General features: G+C 70.0%; 21 protein-coding genes and 1 pseudogene. 18 read left to right on the forward strand and 4 right to left on the reverse strand.

The window, feature by feature from the left end; translation table 11 throughout:
• Positions 1-15 precede the first annotated feature (15 nt).
• From ACFWV8_RS15605 to ACFWV8_RS15620, 4 genes are all read left to right on the forward strand, one after another.
• Positions 16-1,395, forward strand: coding sequence for an aspartate aminotransferase family protein (locus ACFWV8_RS15605; protein WP_384201431.1), 1,380 nt, complete (start codon positions 16-18; stop codon positions 1,393-1,395).
• Between the two features lie 152 nt (positions 1,396-1,547).
• A complete protein-coding gene (locus ACFWV8_RS15610; RefSeq protein ID WP_384201434.1) occupies positions 1,548-2,240 on the forward strand; it encodes a GntR family transcriptional regulator in 693 nt (230 codons plus the stop codon).
• An 11-nt stretch (positions 2,241-2,251) separates the two neighbouring features.
• On the forward strand, positions 2,252-4,894 hold the full coding sequence (locus ACFWV8_RS15615; protein WP_384201437.1) for a dolichyl-phosphate beta-glucosyltransferase: 2,643 nt from the start codon (positions 2,252-2,254) through the stop codon (positions 4,892-4,894).
• A 201-nt stretch (positions 4,895-5,095) separates the two neighbouring features.
• Positions 5,096-5,746: a hypothetical protein gene (locus ACFWV8_RS15620; protein ID WP_329392328.1), complete on the forward strand. Its 651-nt coding sequence runs from the start codon at positions 5,096-5,098 to the stop codon at positions 5,744-5,746.
• Between the two features lie 79 nt (positions 5,747-5,825).
• Here the strand turns inward: ACFWV8_RS15620 and ACFWV8_RS15625 are convergent, their stop codons facing one another.
• Positions 5,826-6,665, reverse strand: a complete 840-nt coding sequence (locus ACFWV8_RS15625; RefSeq protein WP_384201440.1) for an SLATT domain-containing protein — start codon at positions 6,663-6,665, stop codon at positions 5,826-5,828.
• 266 nt (positions 6,666-6,931) lie between these two features.
• Between ACFWV8_RS15625 and ACFWV8_RS15630 the strand changes: the two genes are divergently transcribed.
• The 3 genes from ACFWV8_RS15630 to ACFWV8_RS15640 all read left to right on the forward strand — a co-directional run bounded on the left by ACFWV8_RS15630 (position 6,932) and on the right by ACFWV8_RS15640 (position 8,610).
• The gene (locus tag ACFWV8_RS15630) at positions 6,932-7,267 is read left to right on the forward strand and encodes a YbaB/EbfC family nucleoid-associated protein (RefSeq protein ID WP_329384029.1); all 336 of its coding nucleotides are present in this window, start codon (positions 6,932-6,934) and stop codon (positions 7,265-7,267) included.
• An 85-nt stretch (positions 7,268-7,352) separates the two neighbouring features.
• Positions 7,353-7,952 carry a recombination mediator RecR gene (recR, locus tag ACFWV8_RS15635; protein ID WP_384201443.1) on the forward strand — a complete coding sequence of 200 codons (600 nt, stop codon included), beginning with the start codon at positions 7,353-7,355 and terminating at the stop codon, positions 7,950-7,952.
• A complete protein-coding gene (locus tag ACFWV8_RS15640) occupies positions 7,945-8,610 on the forward strand; it encodes a DUF5063 domain-containing protein (RefSeq protein WP_329384023.1) in 666 nt (221 codons plus the stop codon). Before recR ends, ACFWV8_RS15640 begins: the two co-directional genes overlap by 8 nt.
• A gap of 28 nt (positions 8,611-8,638) precedes the next feature.
• Here ACFWV8_RS15640 and ACFWV8_RS15645 read toward each other — a convergent pair whose 3' ends face one another.
• Positions 8,639-9,550: a phosphotransferase family protein gene (locus tag ACFWV8_RS15645; protein WP_384201447.1), complete on the reverse strand. Its 912-nt coding sequence runs from the start codon at positions 9,548-9,550 to the stop codon at positions 8,639-8,641.
• A gap of 208 nt (positions 9,551-9,758) precedes the next feature.
• Here ACFWV8_RS15645 and ACFWV8_RS15650 point away from each other — a divergent pair, with 208 nt between their 5' ends.
• Positions 9,759-10,205 (forward strand): SRPBCC family protein, encoded by a 447-nt coding sequence (locus tag ACFWV8_RS15650; protein ID WP_384201449.1) that lies wholly within the window; start codon positions 9,759-9,761, stop codon positions 10,203-10,205.
• A gap of 22 nt (positions 10,206-10,227) precedes the next feature.
• Here the strand turns inward: ACFWV8_RS15650 and ACFWV8_RS15655 are convergent, their stop codons facing one another.
• Complete coding sequence (locus tag ACFWV8_RS15655) at positions 10,228-10,548, reverse strand: hypothetical protein (protein ID WP_384201452.1); 321 nt, start codon at positions 10,546-10,548, stop codon at positions 10,228-10,230.
• Between the two features lie 317 nt (positions 10,549-10,865).
• On the opposite strand from ACFWV8_RS15655, the gene ACFWV8_RS15660 reads away from it, so the two are divergent.
• From ACFWV8_RS15660 to ACFWV8_RS15705, 10 genes and pseudogenes are all read left to right on the forward strand, one after another.
• Entirely contained in the window at positions 10,866-11,801 is a 936-nt protein-coding gene (locus tag ACFWV8_RS15660) for a hypothetical protein (protein ID WP_384201455.1), read from the forward strand.
• A 139-nt stretch (positions 11,802-11,940) separates the two neighbouring features.
• Positions 11,941-12,520: pseudogene (locus ACFWV8_RS15665) on the forward strand (Uma2 family endonuclease).
• A gap of 224 nt (positions 12,521-12,744) precedes the next feature.
• Positions 12,745-13,128, forward strand: a complete 384-nt coding sequence (locus ACFWV8_RS15670) for a hypothetical protein (RefSeq protein ID WP_384201458.1) — start codon at positions 12,745-12,747, stop codon at positions 13,126-13,128.
• Positions 13,125-14,930, forward strand: a complete 1,806-nt coding sequence (locus ACFWV8_RS15675) for an alpha/beta hydrolase (protein WP_384201461.1) — start codon at positions 13,125-13,127, stop codon at positions 14,928-14,930. The genes ACFWV8_RS15670 and ACFWV8_RS15675 overlap by 4 nt, the downstream gene beginning before the upstream one ends.
• The gene (locus ACFWV8_RS15680; RefSeq protein WP_384201463.1) at positions 14,927-15,493 is read left to right on the forward strand and encodes a hypothetical protein; all 567 of its coding nucleotides are present in this window, start codon (positions 14,927-14,929) and stop codon (positions 15,491-15,493) included. Before ACFWV8_RS15675 ends, ACFWV8_RS15680 begins: the two co-directional genes overlap by 4 nt.
• Before the next feature lie 86 nt (positions 15,494-15,579).
• Positions 15,580-15,708: a hypothetical protein gene (locus ACFWV8_RS15685; RefSeq protein WP_384201465.1), complete on the forward strand. Its 129-nt coding sequence runs from the start codon at positions 15,580-15,582 to the stop codon at positions 15,706-15,708.
• A 234-nt stretch (positions 15,709-15,942) separates the two neighbouring features.
• A complete protein-coding gene (locus ACFWV8_RS15690; RefSeq protein WP_384201513.1) occupies positions 15,943-17,214 on the forward strand; it encodes an aspartate kinase in 1,272 nt (423 codons plus the stop codon).
• 25 nt (positions 17,215-17,239) lie between these two features.
• On the forward strand, positions 17,240-18,298 hold the full coding sequence (locus ACFWV8_RS15695; RefSeq protein WP_384201469.1) for an aspartate-semialdehyde dehydrogenase: 1,059 nt from the start codon (positions 17,240-17,242) through the stop codon (positions 18,296-18,298).
• Between the two features lie 352 nt (positions 18,299-18,650).
• Positions 18,651-19,310 (forward strand): SigE family RNA polymerase sigma factor, encoded by a 660-nt coding sequence (locus ACFWV8_RS15700; protein ID WP_384201471.1) that lies wholly within the window; start codon positions 18,651-18,653, stop codon positions 19,308-19,310.
• 251 nt (positions 19,311-19,561) lie between these two features.
• Positions 19,562-20,608, forward strand: coding sequence for a DUF4232 domain-containing protein (locus tag ACFWV8_RS15705; RefSeq protein WP_384201475.1), 1,047 nt, complete (start codon positions 19,562-19,564; stop codon positions 20,606-20,608).
• A gap of 27 nt (positions 20,609-20,635) precedes the next feature.
• Here ACFWV8_RS15705 and ACFWV8_RS15710 read toward each other — a convergent pair whose 3' ends face one another.
• Complete coding sequence (locus ACFWV8_RS15710; RefSeq protein WP_384201478.1) at positions 20,636-21,388, reverse strand: SURF1 family protein; 753 nt, start codon at positions 21,386-21,388, stop codon at positions 20,636-20,638.
• Positions 21,389-21,794 lie beyond the last annotated feature (406 nt).

Raw genomic sequence — 21,794 nt, forward strand, 5'->3', positions numbered from 1 at the left:
CTCTACGCTGTTGGCATGACCCCTCACCTCGACGTCAACCCTGTTGACAATGTCGACCCGAAGGCCGGGGCCGCCGTCAAGGCCGCCGACCGTGCGCATGTGTTCCACTCCTGGTCCGCGCAGGAAGTGATCGACCCGCTGGCCGTCGCCGGTGCCGACGGTTCGTACTTCTGGGACTATGACGGCAACCGCTACCTGGACTTCACCAGCGGTCTCGTCTTTACCAACATTGGCTACCAGCACCCCGTCGTCGTCGCCGCCATCCAGGAGCAGGCGGCCAAACTCACCACCTTCGCGCCCGCTTTCGCCATCGACGTACGCTCCGAGGCCGCACGCCTCATCGCCGAGCGCACCCCTGGTGACCTTGACAAGATCTTCTTCACGAACGGTGGCGCCGAGGCCGTCGAGAACGCCGTACGGATGGCCCGGCTGCACACCGGCCGTCCCAAGGTGCTCTCGGCGTACCGCTCGTACCACGGCGGCACCACCACCGCGATCAACCTGACCGGCGACCCGCGCCGCTGGGCGTCCGACACCGGCAACGCCGGCGTCGTCCACTTCTGGGCGCCGTTCCTCTACCGCTCCCCCTTCTACGCCACCACCGAGGCCGAGGAGTGCGCCCGCGCGCTCGAACACCTGGAGGCGACCCTCGCCTTCGAGGGGCCGGGAACCGTCGCCGCGATCATCCTGGAGACCATCCCCGGCACGGCCGGCATCATGACGCCCCCGCCCGGATATCTCGCGGGCGTACGGGAGTTGTGCGACCGGCACGGCATCGTCTTCATCCTGGACGAGGTGATGGCCGGCTTCGGCCGTACCGGCGAATGGTTCGCGGCCGACCACTACGACGTCGTGCCCGACCTGCTGACCTTCGCCAAGGGCGTCAACTCCGGTTACGTACCCCTGGGCGGCGTCGCGATCTCCGCCGCCATCGCGGACACCTTCGCGACCCGCCCCTACCCGGGCGGTCTCACTTACTCCGGCCACCCGCTCGCCTGCGCCGCCGCCGTCGCGACGCTGCGGGTGATGGCCGACGAGAAGATCGTCGAGCACGCGGCGCACATCGGGGAGAACGTCCTCGGCCCCGGTCTGCGCGAACTGGCCGACCGGCACCCGTCGGTGGGCGAGGTGCGCGGGGCCGGTGTGTTCTGGGCGCTCGACCTCGTACGGGACAAGGAGACGCGCGAGCCGCTGGTGCCGTACAACGCGACGGGCGAGGCGAACGCGCCGATGGCCGCCTTCGCCGCCGCGTGCAAGAAGGGCGGTCTCTGGCCCTTCGTGAACATGAACCGGACGCACGCGGTGCCGCCGTGCACCGTCACCGAGGGGGAGGCGAAGGAGGGTCTGGCGATCCTGGACGCGGCGCTGGCCGTGGCCGACGAGCACACGCGGTAGGGCCCCTCGCGGGGTCGGAGGTCCGGCGTACCGGTCGCGGTACGCCGGACCGCTCGGCGCACCCGCGGGCCCGGCCGACCGGGATCGGTCGCGAGGGCCCCTCCCCGTCCCTGGCTTAAGGTGTGCGAAGCCGGATGAGGGGACGAACACGAATGCCCGCCAGCGGAGCTGTGACCCGCAACACCCTGCGGCAACAGATCGCGGACGCACTGCGTGACGAGGTGTTGGCAGGGCGTTTGCTCCCTGGCGAGGAGTTCACCGTCAAGCACATCGCCGAGCAGTACGGCGTGTCGGCGACCCCCGTCCGTGAGGCGCTGGTCGACCTGAGCGCGCAGGGGCTGCTCGACTCCGACCAGCACCGGGGCTTCCACGTCCACCAGTTCACCGTCGGCGACTTCCGCGCCATGGTCGAGGCGCGCTCGCTGGTCTCGGACGGGATCTTCCGGCGTATCGCGGGGAGCGGACTGGGGCGGGTGCGCTCCGAGGAGCTGGTGTCGGTACGGCGCCGGGCCGAGGAGGCCGCGCGGGCGGCCAAGGGCGGCGACCTGGACATCCTGATCGGGTACGACCTGCGCTTCTGGCGAGAGCTGACGACGCTCGTCGCGAATCAGTACATCTGCGACTTCCTGCACCGTATGCGGGTCCAGGCGTGGGTGTTCTCCGTGCCCTTCCTGCGCGCCGACGCCGCCTGCCGCGACTGGTTGTGGAGCGGGCACGAGCAGCTGGTCGACGCGATCACCCTCGGCGACGCGGACGCCGCGCGCGCCGTCGTGGACGCCTCCCACGCGCACTCGCTGGCGTGGGTGGACCGGCTTGATCCGGAGCTGGGACGTCCGCGGAGGTGAGCGGGTACGCGATGAGCGGGAGCTCCGGTGCGCCTGGCGTGCCGCAGGTGACGGGCATACCAGGGGCAGTCGGTACGGCCGCGGACCTGACCGTCGTCGTCCCCGCCTACAACGAGGAGAACCGGCTGCGGCCCACCCTCGACGCGATCTGCGCGCATCTGCGAGCGGACCCGGAGCGCTGGGGCGACTGGGAGCTGATCGTCGTCGACGACGGGTCGACGGACCGTACCGGCGCGGTGGCGGCGGAGGCGGCGTCGGACGAGCCGCGCATCCAGCTGCTGACGAGCGACGAGAACCGGGGCAAGGGGCACGCGCTGCGGCTGGGTGTCCTGGCGTCGTACGGCCGGCGGGTGCTGGTCACGGACGCGGACCTGGCGACCCCGATCGAGGAGCTGGACAGGCTGGACGCGCTGCTCGCTGAGACCGACAGCGGTGCGGAGACCGGCCCCGGCGCTGAGGCCGACAGCGGTGCGGAGACCGGCCCCGGCGCTGAGGCCGACAGCGGTGCGGAGACCGGCCCCGGCGCTGAGGCCGACAGCGGCGCGGAGACCGGCCCCGGCGACGAAGGCCGCTCGTACGCCCCCGCCGCCGTGATCGGCTCCCGCGCACTCCCCGACTCCCGCATCGACGTGCACCAGCGCCCGCTGCGCGAATGGCTCGGCCGGCTCGGCAACCGCCTCATCCGGCTCGTCGCCGTACGCGGCCTACGCGACACCCAGTGCGGCTTCAAGCTCTTCGACGGCGACAAGGCCCGTGCCGCCTTCGCCGCATCGCGACTCGACGGCTGGGGCATAGACGTCGAGATCCTGCGCCACTTCCGCCGCGCCGGCTGGCCCGTCGCCGAGGTGCCGGTGCGCTGGTCGCACCAGTCGGGGTCGAAGGTCCGGCCCGCGGACTACGGGCGCGTACTGCTGGAGCTCGTACGGCTGCGTACCCGCGTACGCCCCGTGGATCTCGCCGTCGCCGGCCTCTTCCTCCTCGGGTCCCTCCTCCTCTACAAGGGGCTGTGGGCGGACCTGGACCGCGCGTACCTCGCGGACTCGATGCAGGACCAGAACCAGTGGGAGTGGTTCTTCGCCGTCACCGCAGACAACGTCGTACATCTGCGCAACCCGCTCTTCACCACGTACCAGGGCTTTCCCGACGGCGTGAATCTGATGGCGAACACGGTCATGCTCGGTCTGTCCGTCCCCCTGACCCCCGTCACGCTGCTCTTCGGCCCGACGGTGACGTGGGCGCTGGTCCTCACGCTCGGCCTGACGGCGACGGCCGTGGCCTGGTACTGGCTGTTCGTCCGCCGTATCACCCGCGTGCGCCCGGCGGCGGCCCTCGGCGCGGCGCTCGCCGCGTTCGCGCCGCCGATGATGTCGCACGGCACCGCGCACCCCAACTTCCTCGTGCTCTTCATGATCCCGGTGATCGTCGACCGGGCGCTGCGGCTTTGCGAGACCCGCGACGGGGGCCGGCGCGTCGTACGGGACGGGGTGCTGCTCGGGCTCTTCGCGACGTACCAGATCTTCCTCGGCGAAGAACCGTTGCTGCTCGCGGCGATGGGGATGCTGATCTTCGCCCTCTCGTACGCGCTCGCGCGCCCCGACGTCGCGTGCGCCGCGCTGCCGTCGCTGCTGCGCGGGCTCGGTGTGGCGCTGGCGGTGTGTCTGCCGCTGGTGGCGTTGCCGCTGTACTGGCAGTTCTTCGGCCCGCAGAGCTACCACAGCGTTCTGCACGGCGACAACGCGGGCAACAGCCCTCTCGCCTTCCTGGAGTTCTCGGGCCGCTCGCTGCTCGGCGACGAGACGCGCGCCGACACGCTCGCCATGAACCGCACCGAGCAGAACGCCTTCTACGGCTGGCCGTTGACCGCGCTCGTCTTCGGGATCGTGGTGTGGCTGTGGCGTTCGGCGCTGGTGAAGGCACTGACGGGCACGGTGCTCGTGGCCGCCCTGCTGTCGATGGGGCAGAAGATCCGGATCCCGTTCACGGACGTGGTGCTGCCGGGGCCCTGGCGCGCGCTGGCGCATCAGCCGCTCTTCGAGTCGGTGATCGAATCGCGGGTGGCGATGATCTGCGCCCCGGCGCTCGGCGTGCTGATCGCGCTCGCCGCGGAACGGATCGCGGACCTCGAACCGCGTACGCACCGGGCGGTGGGGCTGGTCGCGCTCGCCGCCGCGCTGCTGCCGATCCTGCCGACGCCACAGCCGGTGCGGGAGCGGGCGGAGGTGCCGCGGTTCATCACGGACGGCATGTACCGGGACTACGTCGCCGAGGGCGAGAGTGTCGTCCCCGTACCTCTGCCGAGTCCGGTCGAGGCGGACGCACTGCACTGGCAGTCGACGGAGGGCTTCGGCTTCTCCGTGCCCGACGGGTACTTCAACGGGCCCTGGGGACCTGAGCGGATGGGCATCTACGGCGCCGCGCCCCGCTACACCTCCAACCTGTTCCGCGACATCCGTTACGGCGCGCGGATCCCGGACATCGGCCCGAGCTGGCGCGCGCAGGCCAGGCTCGATCTGGCGTACTGGAAGGCGGGCGTGGTGGTGCTCGCTCCGCAGGACAACGAGGCGGCGCTGTACGAGGTCGTGACGAAACTGCTGGGGCGGCCGGGGGAGCGATTGGGGGGCGCGTGGGTATGGGACATGCCAAAGGCGCGTTGACGTCGACGGGTGTCGGTCGTCTTCGCTGATCGCGTTCGCCGCATTACGCTGGCCCGACGGCTGGTTCGTACGTACGCGTACACGCCCGTACGTAGTCGTGCGAATCTGACGGAGCAGAAGAAACCCGAAGAATCCGAAGAATCCGAATGATGTCAAGAATCCGAAGGAATCCGTTCGAACTCGTTGGAGAGCGAGCCTCCCTTGGCCTGTGACCTGTGGTTGGTCCCCCTTGTCGATGTGCTGTGCTACAGCCCCGACAACCCCTTCGCCGAAGAGATCGCGGCCTACGACAAGGCACTCGGCGACGCCGGGCTGCCGTCCGTTCCCGTCTTCGCCTACATGCCGGGTCTCTCCGGAGATGTCGCACCCGTCGCCGGATTCGACTACGACGCCCTGCACTTCCTGCGCCGGGTGTATCTGCTCCAGGTGTGCGGCCTCGCGGTGACGCCCGTGGGCGAACTGGGCGGTGACTACGAGCAGTTGCTGGAGATGTTCGAGGCGACGGCCCAGCAGTCGCATCTGGTCTGGCACTACGACCACGCGGGCGCGTACGTCCCCGTGGACTACCCGTCCCCGCTCTCCAACGAGGAACTCCTCGCGGGCGGCGGCCCGCTGGGATCGACGCAGGGGCTGCTGCGCGAGCTGGAACTGGTGGCCCCGTCGATCGGCATCGACCCGGCCAACCCCCCGACCGCCCCGGCTCCGCCGCAGGGGCCGACATCCCTGGAGGAACCGGCGGGACCGATTCCGTACGACGACAGCCCGTTCGCGCGCGAACGCCACGTCTGGCTGGGCCTGCACGCGGCGGCGACGCGGAGCCTGGGCCAGGGCTCGATGATCATTTTCAGCTGAGGTGCGCTGAGCCGAGCGCCGGGTGGGCGGGCGTCCGTGGCCCGCCCGCCTTCCCTCCGTCCCTCTGCCCCTCCCTCCCCTACCGGATGTCCGGGGGGCGCTGCCGGGGCATGTTCGGGCGGGTGCCGGGCGGCAGCGGGAGGCGGCCCGACATGATCCCGCCGAAGCCGTCCGCCCGCGCCGTGGTCCCCATGCCGCCCATCACCGCCGACTGCGTCACCGGCGGCGCGGGCCCGGAGCGGTACTCCACCATCCAGTCCGTCGTCTCAGCCCGTAAAAGCTCTGTGATGTCCTCCGAGTACTTCCGCAGGACCCCCAGACACCGCTCCGCCGCCTCGCTCGCCGTGCCGTCCGTCGGGCCGAGCACCTCCCGTACGCACTCAGAGGCCCAGTCGTACTGGAGCGTCTGCAGCCGCCGCTGCACCGCCTGCGCCGTCGCGACGTTCCGCATCCAGCCGGACGTCACCCCGAAATACCGGTCGCAGCCCAGACAGGCGACGGCCAGCAGCAGCGACAGATACCCCCACCCGGTCGCCGTCCGGCCCAGCACCCCCGTCAGATCCAGCAGCGGCAGCGCCGCGCCCACGACTACGCCGAGCGCCGTCACCGCCCGCAGGGCGCGTGCGCAGTGGCGCTTGGCGACGCGCTCCGCGCGGTAGCGGGCGACCGTGCGCAGGGCGCTCGCCTCCGCCCACCGGTACAGCTCGTCGAGCCGCTGGACGGGCTCGCTCCAGTCCCCGGCGGGGAATGCCTCGGCGAGCAGCGGGTCCCGGTCCCTGGCGGCGGCGCCAGGGACCGGACCCGGCACCGCTTCCGGTGCGGGCGGCTGCGCGGGCGGCCCCGGTGCGGGGGGCGGCGCGCTCTGCGGCACGTCCTCGTCCCGGGCCGGCCCCCCGGGCTGCATGTCCGGCTGGCTCACGGGGGCGCTCCTCTGCGTAGCTGCTGGGCTGAGTGGAAGATGGAGACATGGGACGTGGATGCTGATGCGTACCGCACTTCCTACCGCCGAACGGTGGGCCATACGTCCGGAATCCCGGCGCTTCCACCGCACGGGCCCCGTGAGCAGGTGGAGGAGGCGGGCACTCTCACCCGAAAGAGTTCGTTCCAGTGGGGTAGGACGGCCACCGTGGCGACCACGTAGGCTCGACCTGCCGAACAACCGACGTCGATTTGCCAGGAGTGACCGTGATTCCCGGTGGTGGCCAGCCCAACATGCAGGAGATCCTCCAGCAGGCCCAGAAGATGCAGCAGGACCTCGCGGCGGCCCAGGAAGAACTGGCCGCGACCGAGGTCGACGGTCAGTCGGGCGGCGGTCTCGTGAAGGCCACCGTCAACGGCTCCGGGGAGCTGCGCGGCCTTGTCATCGACCCCAAGGCGGTCGATCCCGAAGACACGGAGACGCTCGCCGATCTCGTCATCGCCGCGGTGCAGGCGGCGAACGAGAACGCGCAGCGGCTCCAGCAGGAGAAGCTCGGCCCGCTCGCGCAAGGTCTCGGCGGGATGCCGGGCATGCCCTTCTAGCCCTTCTGGCCGGGCGCCTCAGCAACTACCGTACGAGCGTCAAGAATTACCGGCAGAATTACCGACTTCCAGGAAGGGCGATCCGTTGTACGAAGGCGTGGTCCAGGACCTCATCGACGAGTTGGGCAGACTGCCCGGCGTCGGTCCCAAGAGCGCGCAGCGGATCGCCTTCCACATCCTCCAGGCCGAGCCGACCGACGTCCGCCGCCTCGCGAACTGCCTGCTCGAAGTGAAGGACAAGGTCCGCTTCTGCGCGGTCTGCGGCAACGTGGCGCAGGAGGAGCTGTGCGGCATCTGCCGTGACGCGCGCCGCGATCCGACGGTCATCTGCGTCGTCGAGGAGCCCAAGGACGTCGTCGCCATCGAGCGGACGCGCGAGTTCCGCGGCAAGTACCACGTGCTCGGCGGCGCCATCAGCCCCATCGAGGGCGTGGGTCCCGACGATCTGCGGGTGCGCGAGCTGCTGGCCCGTCTCGCCGACGGTTCGGTCACCGAACTGATCCTGGCCACCGATCCCAACCTGGAGGGCGAGGCCACGGCCACGTACCTCGCCCGCATGATCAAACCGATGGGCCTGCGGGTCACGCGCCTTGCCAGCGGTCTGCCCGTGGGGGGCGACCTGGAATATGCCGACGAGGTCACGCTGGGGCGTGCCTTCGAGGGGAGACGACTGCTCGATGTCTGACGCAACGCTGCACTCCACGTCGCAGGATCCGGACGACTTCTCGGTCCAGATCGCCGACCAGGTCGAGAGCTTCATCGTCGCGGTCACCGAGGTGGCGAAGGGCGACGAGCCCGACAGCGCCGTGCCCTTCCTGCTCCTGGAGGTCTCCCAGCTGCTCCTGGCCGGGGGCCGGCTGGGCGCGCACGAGGACATCCTCCCCGACGAGCGGTACGAGCCCGACCTGGGCCCGGAGCCGGACGTGGACGACCTGCGCGAGCGGTTCGCGGTGATGCTGGAGCCGATCGACGTCTACTCGGAGGTCTTCGACCCGTACGAGCCCCGCAAGGCACCGGTCCCGTGCCGGATCTCCGACGACCTGGCCGACATCGTGGCGGACCTGCGCCACGGCATGGCGCACTACCGGGCGGGCCGGACGACCGAGGCGCTCTGGTGGTGGCAGTTCTCGTACTTCTCCAACTGGGGCTCCACGGCCTCGGCCTCTCTCCGCGCCCTCCAGTCCCTGGTGGCCCACGTCCGCCTCGATCAGCCCCTCCCGGCCCTCGACGGCCTGGACACGGACCAGGACCTGGGCGAGGACGCACTGGCGGAGGAGGCGGGCCGGGTGATGGCGGAGGAACTGGGCACGCTGGGCATGCGCCCGGTGGCGGACCCGGCGTAGCGGTTCCCGGTGCCCGGCTGACGACGTTCTAGGCCGGGTCCGGGTACAGCCACGTCAGCGCGGCGAGGCTCTTGTCGAGATAGGCGGCCCGTCCGGTCTCGATCCCGTAGGCCAGGTCCTCCAGGACACCGCACTTCGCGTAGAAGGCGGCACGGGCTCTGATCGCCTCGGCCGCGTGGGCGTCGGTCCGGTAGCTCCGCAGAGCGCTGTGGAGCGCCGTGGCACCGAGGTCGCGGTACAGAAGACCGAAGTCACGGGCCGGATCGCAGATCGCGGCGTCGCTCCAGTCGATGACGCCTGTGAACGTCCAGGTGGGGGCGTCGGCGTCGACGAGGACATGCTCGATGCCCAGGTCGTTGTGCGAGAACGCGAGGGAGTGTCCGCCGGCGGGTGGTGGCTCGCCCAGGAATGCCTCGACGGCCGGGCGGTGCGCCGTCGGCACGTTCGCAGCGATCACGGCGTACGTGTCCGCGGCCTCGTCCAGCCACGCCTCGGCCGGCTCGTCGTCGACGCCCACCAACCGCTCCATCGGGCCGACCGGAACCTCGTGCAGCGCGGAGAGCAACTCGCCGATCCTGACGCCGATCACGGCATCGTGAGCGGCTCGTTGGGGGAGGGGCAGATCGATCAGGGGCCGGCCGGGGAGCTTGAAGTAGGCCAGGCAGCCGTCCTCGGCGGCGGTGAAGCTCGGCTCGGGGACGGGCAGCGGCGAGACACCGGCGACGGCGGCGAGCAGCCGGACCTCACTGCCGACGCGGGCGGCCCGGCGTACCGGATCGGGCTCTTTGCTGAACCGTACGATCAACTCCCCGTTGACCTCGTAGGCGATGTTGTCCTCGCCCTCGCCGAGAAGTACAACGGAGTCGGCCCGATAGCCGGGGAGGTGTGCGGCCACGATGTCGCCTACGAATCCGGCCCGGTCACCGCGCTCGCTGTCCATGGCAGGAGGGTAGTGCGCGGCCGGGGGCGGTGGGCGGGAGGGCGGTTGGCGGGGGCAAGGTATCCGCGGCCCCGGACGGTCGCACCTCGGACTCGGCCGTCCGGCGAGACTTCACCCGCGCTCAGGAACCCGAGTGGCGCGGGACGCCCGACAGGGGCAGGGTGAATTGCCACCTTCCCCCACTCTGACCGTCAAGGAGTGAACAGTTGTGAGTGGACAGTTCGAAGCGGTTACCGAGATCGACCGACCGATCGAGGAAGTGTTCGCGTATCTGTCGGAGGGCACGAACGATCCGGAATTCAGCCCCCGGGTACAGAACATCACCAAGGAGCCGGCGGGGCCCACGACTGTCGGCACGGTGTTCCGGAGCACGGTGAAGGACGCGGGGATGAGATCCCAGCGCGAACTCCGGATCACGGAGCTGGAAACGCCGTCCAGAATCCGCTGGGCGGAGACGTCGAAGAACACGGTGACGTCCCGCGAGGGCGGCTACGACCTGGAATCGCTCTCGGACGGGCGGACGCGGGTGCGCCTGTTCAACGTCCTGGAGGGCCACGGCATCGGCAAGCTGCTGGTGGGCCTGGCCCTCAGCGCGTCCCGCAAGGACGCACCGGCGTTCGGCGAGCGCATCAAGAAGGCCGCGGAGGCGTCCTGACGGGCCTTCGTCCGGTACGCCGCTACGCGTAGGTCGTGACGACCGCCATCAGGAACGCTCCCTCGGCGGCCAGTTGGACCCCGAGCGCGCTCCTGTTCACGGCTTTGCGCGGGACGACGAGGACGGTCAGCCAGGCGAGGCCGGCGAGCAGGAGACTTCCCTGGTACAGCCAGCCGGGGTTGCTGCCGCAGTTCTCGCCGTAGGTGATACACCTGCCGGCGCGCTCGCCGGTGAGGGCCATCAGCGCGGCCGGAATCGACGCGGGCACGATCGAAAAGGCCGAGATGCTCGCGAGTTTGCGGAGTCGGCGGGTGGCCTGGGCTGCGGTCGGGTCGGCGTTCATGGTGCTGATCAAAGCGTGCGGTCGTGTCCGCCGCATGAGCCCGGCTACTCAGTCCCGGATGGTGACATCGCCGTCGTCGTCGCAGGTCGTTCCGGGGCTTGAGCCTCGGGCTCCGAGCCCTCTCTCAGAAGACTGGAAGGGCTTGGGAGGGAACCGACCCCCCTCCCAAGTCCCCCGCTGACGAGGCGATATGACTATCAGTGGTCAGCTTGCGTCGTTGCGTATTGACGGTTTACGTTCAGGGCATTAAGCGGCCCCGGCGGTGCGGACAACACCAATCCGGGGCCTGGCCAACGCATCGAATCGAGAGTTCGACCGTGGATTCCACAGAGTTTAGTGCTGCCCTGCGCGCGCCCGCACACCCCTCGGCCAAGCCCGGCTACGGGAAACGCTCCGCGCCCGGCCAACACCCGCGTACCGCAGCCGATTTCGCACATCTGCGCCCGAGGGAAGCGGCGATCGCCGCGTATATCGATCGCCTGCCCGAAGGCGCGGCGATCGGTTACAAGCCCCTCGCGGCGAACGTCGCCGACTACGGGCAGCAGGCGTGCGCCAAGGCGCTCAAGTTCCTTTCCGAAGCGGGGCACTTGCGGCTCGTGAAGGAACACCTCGCCGTCGCGGACAACAGCCTGCGGTGGGTGACGCGCACGTACTTCTCGCGTACGTCGAGGGACGACGCGTGGTGGAAGGCGTACGTGGACAGCCTGCGCGGCGTCGACCTCACGGGGCAGGGCCGCGACGGCGACGACGGCGACCGCGACGACCGGCCCGCCGCCCCCGGCGCGCCCGCCCCTTCCGTCGCGTACCGCACGCTCGCCCGGCTCGGGCGTACCGAGCCCCGGATGACCCTGTCCGCCGCCGAGTGCGCCGCACTCGAATCGCTCGCCGCGCAGTGGCTCGCGCGGGGCGCGACGCCCGACCACCTGACCCGTTCACTGACCACCGGGCTTCCGCATCCGCTGCACAGCCCCGGTGCCATCGCCCGCAAACGACTGGAGAGCAAGATGCCGCCCGAGCCGTACCAGGACCCCACCCACGTCACGCGAGCGGTGATGCTCTGCATCGGCTGCGAGGAGCCGGAGACCGTGGTGACGCTGATCGGAGGCGTGTGCGTGGAGTGCCGGGAGAGGCGTACGACGCGGCGGAGGAGAAGGGCCTCGTCATCGACGCGATCCCGGACACCTTCCGCGCGGTCCCCGCGCAGCGAGAGGTGTCCCGCCGCGCCGACGAACTCCGCGCGGCGGCCGGCCTGAAGTCCCGCCCGCTCCCCCGGCCGACCCACGGCGCACTCGCCCAGCCGTTCCCGCCCAACGGCGCGGACCTGCTGCGGGCGGCGGAATGAGCCTCCACGAGCTGCCGGTCAGGGCACCATGGAGGGGAGGAGGCGACGCCATGACCCCCAGGACCCCTGCCCGGCCACAGATGTCCGTCGATGAGTTCGAGGAACTTGCCCGACGTGCGCCAGAGATGGTGCGGCTGGAATTCATCAACGGAAAGGTCCAGGTCAAGCCCGTGCCGGACGGTAACCACGGCGAGATTGTCAAGTGGCTTCAGAAGCGCTGCATGCAATTTCGCCCCGAGCTGTGGCTGTACGCGGGGCAAGGGCTGTGCGTTGATTCGTATCGTAAGGGCCGGGGCCCGGCCGGATGGAGCGCTCGCGCCGGACGACTACTTCGTCGGGCAGGGAGAGTGGTCCGAGGCTGAGGGAGTTCTGATGGCTGTGGAGGTCACCTCGCGTGACGCGGACACCGAGAAACGCGACCGCATCGAAAAGCGCGACGGCTACGCGGCAGCCGGTATCCCCGTCTATCTCCTCGTCGACCGGGATGCCTCCTCCCTGACTGTGCATGCCGAGCCCGAGAAGGGCGAGTACCGCTCCGTCACCATCAGGCCCTTCGGCGCTGCCGTCGAGCTCCCCGACCCGGTCGGCATCACGCTGGAGACCGAGAAGCTCAAGGACTACGCGGACTGACGGGCGCCGACGTCGGGTCGAACCTGGCTGAGCGAGCGGGTTGGGGCAACCTGGGAGCCGGTGCTCTTGTGGGGTGTGCGTTGCGGGTGTTATGGCGTGAACGCCTATTCCGGCCTCGGATTCCTTTCCCTTCCGTTCTCACTTGCATCCGCTACGGGGTACCCCAGTAACGTCACTCCGACCGCATCACGCACGTGCGTGGAGTGACCGAACGAGGGGGACCGGTGGCGTATACGCAGGGCTGGCAGGAGGTGTTCGCCCTCTCCGGGGCGCCGGTGAGCGGTGAGGGGCGGCTGAAGCACAGCGGCGGACCGTGGACCGGCGCGGCCGGGACCGCCGAGTCGCTGCGGAGCAGCACGAACAAGAGCCACGGCCGGCTCCGGCCCGCGCACGCGGGTGTCGCCATCGGCGCGGCGGGGTTCTCGGCCGTGGCCGCGCTGAGCGAGGTGCTGGCGTCGTGGGAGACGCGACTGGCGGCCGTGCGGGGTGAATGCGCGTACCTCGACGGGGCGTTGGGGAAGGTCGCCAAGGAGCTGGGAGAGACCGACGTCGTTGTCGAGAAGTCCGTACGGGCCGTGAACGCCGGCGGCGCGGGCGAGGACAGGTGACCGGCACCGTACCGACCTGGCAGCAGCTACGGGACCTGAAACGAGCGGAGTTCGAGGACGCCGGTGACGGCTGGCACGAGGTCTCCGGCAGGGCCGAGGCCGACCGCGTCAGGACCGACAAGGCGATGACGGCGAAGCTGCGCGAGACGCAGGACAGCGAGTCGGCCAAGTCGGCCGTCACCAGGCTGGAGCGGCTGAGCCGCAACTTCCAGTACCTCCACACCGAGTGCGGTCTGATCCGTACGACCCTGAACAGCCTCGCCTCCGAACTCGCCGAGCCACAGCGGCAGCTGACGCAGGCTCTGGAAGACGCCGAAAGGCTGAAGTTCACCGTTCTGGCCGACGCCTCGGTCAGCTACCCGCCCGCGGTCGTCTGCGGCGACCCCCTTATCGGTGAGAAGGAGAAGAAGGTCCCGGGCGGCACCGCGCAGGGCAGCGCCCGGCTCCCCCTGGAACCGCACCCCGGGCTGAACGGGCGGCCCGGGTTCGGCTACATCTCCAACCCCAACGCCACGATGGCCCAGGAGATCGCGGACCGCATCGCACGGGCGGTCCGCTCCGCCGCCGAGATCGACGCGCGGTACGCGCGTGTGCTGCGCGGACTCAAGGCGGCGGAGGGCCTTGACGTCACCGAGGCGACGCTGAAGGACGTGGCCGGCGACACGGCGGCCGTACGCAGGACCGCGCGGGTATATCTGGAGGACGCCCTCCCGTACGACGCGTCGCCCGCGGGGCGCAAGGAGTGGTGGGACGCTCTGAGTGCGGAGCAGCGCAGGGAGTACCTGGACGTCGCACCGGACCTGATCGGGAGCCTCGACGGCATCCCGTCACTCGCGCGCGACGAGGCCAACCGGAACTATCTCCCGGTGCTGATCGACTCGCTGGAGAAGCAGGGCGGCGAGGACGCTCAGACCAAGCTGGGCGGACTCCGGAAGATCGAGGAGAAGCTGGGCGAGCAAACGCGGGTGCCGATGTATCTGCTCGGCATCGGGGACGAGGGCAATGGCCGCGCCATTGTGGCGTACGGAAATCCGGACACGGCGAAGAATGTCTCGGCGTATGTGCCGGGGCTGGGAACCAAGTTGGACGACTCGTTCGCCGGGGGTACTTTGCAGCGGGCGATGGATACCGCGAAGGGCGCGCGACGACACGACCCGTCCAGCGCTTCCATTGTCTGGCTCGGCTACGACGCACCGCAGAGCGTGGACGTCATGAGCAAGGGTGATGCGGAGCGCGGAGCGCCCGCCTACAACGAGTTCATGAACGGGCTGGGAGCCACGAACGAGAACAAGGACCCGCATATCACCGCCATCGGGCACTCGTACGGCTCACTGACCGTCGGAACCGCCGCCCAGCAAGGGGGAATTCCCCATGCGGACGACATCATTCTGCTGGGAAGCCCAGGCACCGGAGCCGACAAGGCGGAAGATCTGGGTGTCGGAAAGGACCATGTGTACGTCGGGGCGGCCGACAACGATCCGGTGACTCAGCTTCCCTCGAAGCAGCAGAGCGCGGCGGGTTTCGCCGGTCTGTTGGCCGGCGGGCCACTGGGTGCGTATGTCGTCGGCGACATCGCCGACCGGGGTGACGACGACCTCTATTTCGGCAAGGACCCGGCGAGCGAGGCATTCGGTGCGACACGGTTCGAAGTCGACCACGGGGCGCACCCGATTCTCGACGGCGGCGGATTCGACGCCCACTCCCAATATTTCACGCCGGAAAAGGACAAAGAGTCGGCGAACAACATCGCTCTGATCGTCGCCGGACAGCCTGAGAGGATCAAGACGGAGGAGTGGCGATGAAACGGGAGATGACGCGGGCCCCGATTCTGCTTCTGGTGAGTGGGTTGCTCGCCGGATGCGGAGTGCTGGGAGAGGACGACAAGGGAGTGGCGGCGACCATGAATATGCAAGAGGCGGCCGAGCATGCGGACACCATGCTCGATTCGACGCTCGGGGCGATCGAGCCGGAGGTTCAGTGGGCTCACGATGACACGTCCACCGGCAGTTGTGATCTGACCCGTCGGCGGACGGTGATGACCATCGTCTCCGAACAGCGGCGTGGGAATTTCCTGGGCATGGTCGAGCGGTACTGGAAGAAGAGCGGCTACCGCATCACTTCCGTGAACCCCAACAAAGACAGCCCCGCCATCTTCGCGAACAGCCCGGAAGGCTTCGGGATCAGTCTGATCGTGGGCTACAAGGGCCAGGTGTTCTTCGACGTCGACTCCCCCTGCGTCGCGGAGTCGAAGGTCGCCGCCCCCACCGCCGAGCCCAACGGTCCCGCCTACGAGGGCGTCGAGATCCCCCGTCCCAACGTGCGCTCCGGCTTCTGGTCCGCCGGGACCCCCGCCGAGTCTTCGTGAACCTGGGGCCCCGTTCCTCCGTATAACCCTAATGACGCCCCTGTCGGCGTTCGTTGGCGTTCATCGGCGTTTCCGTGGAGGCTCCTGTGTTCGGAAAGATCATCCAGTGCGTCGTCGCGGGCGCCATCGCCGCAGCGGGCCTCGTGGCGGCCGGCAGCCTCCCCGCGAACGCCATCGCCGTACAGGCCCCCGCCACCACCAACCCCGGCCGATAACTTCCGGCACAGGTCCAACCGGGCGGGATGTGGGTGTGAGCCGGGCCACGTTTCGCGTGGGGGGTTTCATTGCGGGCATGCATGTCCACCGAGCAGCCACGACGCTTGTTGGGTGATCAAGGTGTGAGCCGGGTATCTCACGATGCGATATATCCCAAGCGGAATGCGGCTGCTCGTTAGACTGAGCCGACCGCAGTGATGAACGACTGCGGCATGACTGATCGAGGAGCGCACGTGGGCCTTGTCGTGCAGAAGTACGGAGGCTCCTCCGTTGCCGATGCCGAAGGCATCAAGCGCGTTGCCAAGAGAATCGTCGATGCCAAGAAGAACGGCCACCAGGTGGTCGTCGTGGTATCCGCGATGGGCGACACGACGGACGAGCTGACCGACCTCGCCGAACAGGTGTCCCCGATCCCGTCGGGTCGGGAACTGGACATGCTGTTGACCTCCGGAGAGCGGATCTCCATGGCGCTGCTGGCCATGGCGATCAAAAGCCTGGGCCACGAGGCCCAGTCGTTCACCGGTAGTCAGGCCGGCGTCATCACCGACTCGGTCCACAACAAGGCGCGCATCATCGACGTGACGCCCGGCCGTATCCGTACGGCGCTGGACGAGGGCAACATCGCCATCGTCGCCGGATTCCAGGGTGTGTCCCAGGACAAGAAGGACATCACCACCCTCGGCAGGGGCGGCTCCGACACCACCGCCGTCGCCCTCGCCGCCGCGCTGGACGCCGAGGTCTGTGAGATCTACACGGACGTGGACGGCGTCTTCACCGCCGACCCGCGCGTCGTCCCGAAGGCCCGGAAGATCGACTGGATCTCCATCGAGGACATGCTGGAGCTGGCGTCGTCCGGTTCCAAGGTGCTGCTGCACCGCTGCGTCGAGTACGCACGCCGATACAACATCCCGATCCATGTCCGCTCGTCCTTCTCCGGACTGCGCGGCACCTGGGTCAGCAACGAGCCGCAAGGGGACCAGCAGGTGGAGCACGCCATCATCTCCGGAGTCGCCCACGACGTCTCCGAGGCCAAGATCACCGTCGTCGGCGTGCCCGACAAGCCCGGAGAGGCCGCCGCGATCTTCCGTACCATCGCGAACGCCGAGGTCAACATCGACATGGTCGTGCAGAACGTGTCGGCCGCGTCCACCGGGCTGACCGACATCTCCTTCACCCTCCCCAAGACGGAGGGCCGCAAGGCGATCGACGCCCTGGAGCGGGCGAAGGGCACGATCGGCTTCGACTCGCTGCGCTACGACGACCAGATCGGCAAGATCTCACTGGTCGGTGCCGGTATGAAGACGAATCCGGGTGTCACGGCCGGTTTCTTCGAGGCGCTGTCCGACGCGGGCGTGAACATCGAGCTGATCTCGACCTCCGAGATCCGTATCTCGGTCGTCACCCGCGCGGACGACGTGAACGAGGCCGTACGCGCGGTGCACACTGCCTTCGGCCTGGACACCGAATCGGACGAGGCCGTGGTCTACGGGGGCACCGGACGATGAGCGGAAGTCGCGGAAGCGCGGGCCGATGAACGGCCGGCCGACGCTCGCGGTCGTAGGCGCGACCGGGGGCGTCGGCGCCGTCATGCTCCAGATCCTGTCGCAGCACGCGGACGTCTGGGGCGAGATCCGCCTTCTGGCCTCGCCCCGCACGGCCGGCCGCAAGCTGGCCGTACGGGGCGAGGAGACCGAGATCGTGGCGCTCAGCGAGGCCGCGCTCTCGGGAGTCGATGTCGCGCTGTTTCTCGTACCGGACGCCGTGTCCGCCCAGTGGGCACCCATCGCGGTGTCCCAGGGCGCCGTCGTGGTGGACGCGTCCGCCGCGTTCCGCATGGACGACCAGGTGCCGCTCGTGGTGCCCGAGCTCAACCCGCATGCCGTACGGCTCCGTCCGCGCGGCATCGTCGCGAGTCCGGGCTGCGCCACGCTCTCGATGATCGTGGCGGTCGGTTCGCTGCACGCCGAGTTCGGGGTGCGCGAGCTGGTCGTCTCCTCGTACCAGGCGGTCAGCGCCGCCGGGCAGGACGGCGTCGAGGCGCTGCGCCGGCAGCTGTCGGTCGTGGCCGGTACGGAGCTGGGGACGAACCCCGGCGACGTACGGCGCGCGGTCGGCGACATCACCGGGCCCTTCGGCGGGCCGCTGGCGCTCAACGTCGTCCCGTGGGCGGGGTCGCTCATGGAGGACGGCTGGTCGTCCGAGGAGATGGCGATCCGCGAGGAGACCCGGAAGGTCCTCGACCTGCCCGATCTGAAGGTCGCGGTGACGTGTGTGCATGTGCCCGTGATCACCGCGCACTCGCTCGCGGTGCACGCGCGCTTCGAGGGCGCGGTCACGGTCGACCGGGCGCACGAGATCCTGGCGACGTCGCCGGGCGTGGTGCTGTTCGACAATCCGGCGGCGGGGGACTTCCCGACGCCGGCGGACGTGGTGGGGACCGACCCGACGTGGGTGGGGCGGGTGCGGCGTTCGCTGGACGACGAGCGGGCGCTGGAGCTTTTCGTGTGCGGTGACAACCTCCGTAAGGGCGCGGCGCTCAACACGGCGCAGATCGCGGAGGCCGTGGCCGGGGAGTTCACCGGCGCGTAGCCGGAGGGCGGGCACGCCCGGCGGGCGCGTACCGCGGAGGGCGGGCGCGTACTGCGGAGCGCGGGTGCCCGTCCGGGTGGGCCGTCCGGCCCTTTGTAGAATCTGTGAAAGCCCTGTGAGCAAATCGCCGTTCAGGGCCACTTGAACTGGGGTGTTCCGGTGGCGGACGATGCTCATCCGACTTGACGCAACCGACGGTTGACCGGAAGCGTCTATGCGGTCGTCCCTCCGCGATGTCGTAGGCAAAAGGGGCATGTGGGGGAGAACGGTTACGCATGAGGGCAATTGGTGCATCGTCAAATGTGGTGGCGAACACGTACAACCCTGGGCGGGGGCAGCGTGTCCAACAGGCGTGGCAGAGGTTCTCGATTTCACAGCGGTCGTCCCGGTTCGCGGCACTTCGGTGCGGCCGAGCCGTCGGCCCCGCAGCACCGGTGGGATGCCGGTGATCGCTCCCATGCCGGCGGCGCGCCCGACGGGTCTCCCGGACCGGCGCGAGGCTGACGACGCGATGGCCGCAGGCACCACCGTCGACCATCTGACCGAGACCTACCGACAGCACTACCGCTCACTGCTCGGCCTCGCGGCCCTGCTCCTCGACGACACGGCCTCCTGCGAGGACGTCGTCCAGGAAGCCTTCATACGCGTGCACTCGGCGCGCAATCGCGTACGCGAACCGGAGAAGACCCTCGCGTATCTGCGCCAGACGGTCGTCAACCTGTCGCGCTCCGCGCTGCGCCGCCGCATCCTCGGGCTCAAGCTGCTCTCGAAGCCGATGCCCGACATGGCGAGCGCCGAGGAAGGCGCGTACGACCTGCTGGAGCGCGACGCGCTGATCAAGGCGATGCGCGGCCTCCAGCGCCGCCAGCGCGAGGTACTGGTGCTGCGCTACTTCGCCGACATGACGGAGGCGCAGGTCTCCGAGACGCTCGGCATATCCCTGGGCTCGGTGAAGGCGTACGGCTCGCGAGGCATCGCGGCGCTGCGTATCGCCATGGAGGCCACGGCATGAACGGGCACGAGCAAGACCAGGACCACGGAAGGCCGGAGGGGCCGGACGGTCCGACGAGCGAGTCGACTGGAAATGGAACTGTGAACCACGGGCCGGAAGAAGAACCGGGCGGAGACCTGCACAGTGTGGCCGACAGCACGCGCGGCGCGGAAGACGCCGACGGCGGTGCCGCCCGAGCCGATGGGGATCGGCAGACAGAGGTGACTCGGCCCCAGCCTCTAGCGGCGATCTTCGGCCGCGGTGAAGGGGGAGTGGGCGGCCAAGGGCGAGCGGGCGGCGAAGAGGGACTGGGCGGTGACGACGGTGACACCTCCGACGAGTTGGCACTCCGCCGGCTCCTGCACGGCGCCGTCCAGGAGATCCAGCCCTCGCCCGGCGCCCTCGACCAGCTGAAGCGGGCCGTGCCCGCGAGACGCGCGCGCAAGCGCCAGGCGTTCGTCGGGGTCGCGGCGGCGGCGCTGCTGTTCGGTACGGCCGTGCCGGCCTTCGTGCATGTCGCCAACACCGGCAGTTCCTCGGACGGCGAGTCTTTCAACGTGGGCCACGGGGAGCAGGTCCAGGGCGGCACCGGCTCCGACGGCGGCCCCAAGGACAGTGAGAAGGAGGGCTCCGGCTCCTCCGGCAAGACGGACGACGAACAGGGCGGCCCGGACGGCAAGGACTCGCCCGAGACGGGCGGCGACGGGACCACGGGCGGTACGACCGGCGGCTTCGACAACGACCCCGAGAGCAGTTTCACCAGCTCCACCGCCACCTGCGACGCGAGTCAGCTCCAGGTGAGCTCCGAGTCGGGCGAACCGCGGGCCGACGGCACGGTCTACGGCCGGTTCCGTATCTCCAACGTCTCCGGCACGGACTGCTCGGTCAGCGGCCACGGATCCGTCCGCTTCCAGGCGGCGGGCGCGGCCGACCCCAGCAAGATCGAGGTGCGGGACCACATCGTGGGTGACGCCGCGAGCGGTCTGCCCGATCCCTCGCAGGAGGCGACCAGCCTGGTGCTGCCGCCGGAGGGAGCGTACGAGGTGATGTTCGCCTGGGTGCCGACCGACACCTGTCCGACCAGCGAGCCGTCACCGGACCCCTCACCCACGGAGGGTGAGACGGGCGGTGCGACGAACGGCACCGGATCGACGCCGATCGAGCCCTCGCCGCAGCTCGGCAGCGATGACGGGGCGCCGGAGGACGGCAGCATCGACGTCGTGCACACGCCGGAGTCGGGCTCGGAGCCGGCCGCGACGACGATCGACAACGCGTGCGCGGGGACGATCTACCGGACGGGCGTGCTGGAAGCGTCGTAGCGGGGCGTCACGCGGGTTGTACGGGTGTTACGCCGCCGTCTCCAGGCCCAGCGCGCGGTCCTTGACCGCCTCGGTCTCGCGCCGGAACAGCCGGAACCACATGAAGAGCACGAACGCGACGAAGACGAACCACTCGCCCGTGTAGCCGAGGTTCTGGAACGCCTTCAGGTCAAGACCGCTGCCCTGCGGCGCCCGCGCCGGTACGGGCGTGAGACCCGGCTCGGGCTCGGTGACCGTGACCCAGGCGTCGTACACCGCGTACGGCACGAGGTTGACCAGTGACGCCCCGCTGATGATGCCGACCTGCCCGGCCGGCAGCCCGCCGCGGGAGTCGGCGCCGTCGCTGCCGGAGTTCTCCGGCGCCTGGAGCGCGCCGGTCACGCTGACCTCGCCCTTCGGGGCGGGGGGCACGGCCTCGCCGGCCGGCAGCCAGCCGCGTACGACGGGCAGCGCCTTGCCGCCGTCGGTCCGCAGGAGCGCCAGCACGTACGAGCCGGACTTCTCGTCCAACTCCCGGTTCGGGACGACGAGTTGGTCCGCGTACGTACCGGTGGCCGTGGCGTGCCGGCCCGAGGTCTCCTGATCGACGGGCAACAGATCCGCGACCGGCGCGGCGGCCCGCTTCCCGGGGTCGGGGGCGTCCTCGGCGCTCCGGTGCGAGTCGACGCGGTCCTCGAAACGGCCGAGCTGCCAGGTCCCCATGAAGACGCAGAAGGGGATGGCGAGCAGCACGAAGACATTGATGCCCCACCAGCGGGGCGTCAGCAGAAACCGATACACCCCTCTACGGTACGCAGCGCCGGCGCGGGGGGTGGGGGCGGGTGCGCGCCCGGGGCCGGGAAGGGCCGCTGTGGGCGGCCCGGGAGGGGGCTTGAACGGACCGCGCGGGGGGCCCGCCCGGCGCGGGGCGGGGTTTCGGAGCACGCCTGGGCTTGGGTGGACGGTGGCGCGGTCCGCCGCCCCGCAGGGCGGGCTCGCGGCGGCTGCTCTGGCGGGGGCGGGGGGCTGCGCCAGTTCCCCGGGCGGGTGGGGCTTGCACTGGCCCCCCTGGCAGGGCGGGGCTCGCACTAGCTCCCCCGGCCCGGCGGGGCTTGTGGCCGCCGGGGAGTGGGTGATGGCTTGGTGGCGCGTGTGATCGCGGGGCGGAGGGTCCCTCTCGTACTGGAGGTACGTGAGGGACTCCGCA

It is taken from the genome of Streptomyces sp. NPDC058665, assembly GCF_042714995.1.
Classification (GTDB): domain Bacteria; phylum Actinomycetota; class Actinomycetes; order Streptomycetales; family Streptomycetaceae; genus Streptomyces.

What these genes read in the sequence shown, in the direction of transcription:
- ACFWV8_RS15605 (WP_384201431.1), top strand. Translation starts at nt 16, where the DNA reads ATGACCCCTCACCTCGACGTCAACCCTGTTGACAATGTCGACCCGAAG.
- ACFWV8_RS15610 (WP_384201434.1), top strand. Translation starts at nt 1,548, where the DNA reads ATGCCCGCCAGCGGAGCTGTGACCCGCAACACCCTGCGGCAACAGATC.
- ACFWV8_RS15615 (WP_384201437.1), top strand. Translation starts at nt 2,252, where the DNA reads ATGAGCGGGAGCTCCGGTGCGCCTGGCGTGCCGCAGGTGACGGGCATA.
- ACFWV8_RS15640 (WP_329384023.1), top strand. Translation starts at nt 7,945, where the DNA reads ATGTCTGACGCAACGCTGCACTCCACGTCGCAGGATCCGGACGACTTC.
- ACFWV8_RS15645 (WP_384201447.1), bottom strand. Translation starts at nt 9,550, where the DNA reads ATGGACAGCGAGCGCGGTGACCGGGCCGGATTCGTAGGCGACATCGTG.
- ACFWV8_RS15655 (WP_384201452.1), bottom strand. Translation starts at nt 10,548, where the DNA reads ATGAACGCCGACCCGACCGCAGCCCAGGCCACCCGCCGACTCCGCAAA.
- ACFWV8_RS15680 (WP_384201463.1), top strand. Translation starts at nt 14,927, where the DNA reads ATGAAACGGGAGATGACGCGGGCCCCGATTCTGCTTCTGGTGAGTGGG.
- ACFWV8_RS15695 (WP_384201469.1), top strand. Translation starts at nt 17,240, where the DNA reads ATGAACGGCCGGCCGACGCTCGCGGTCGTAGGCGCGACCGGGGGCGTC.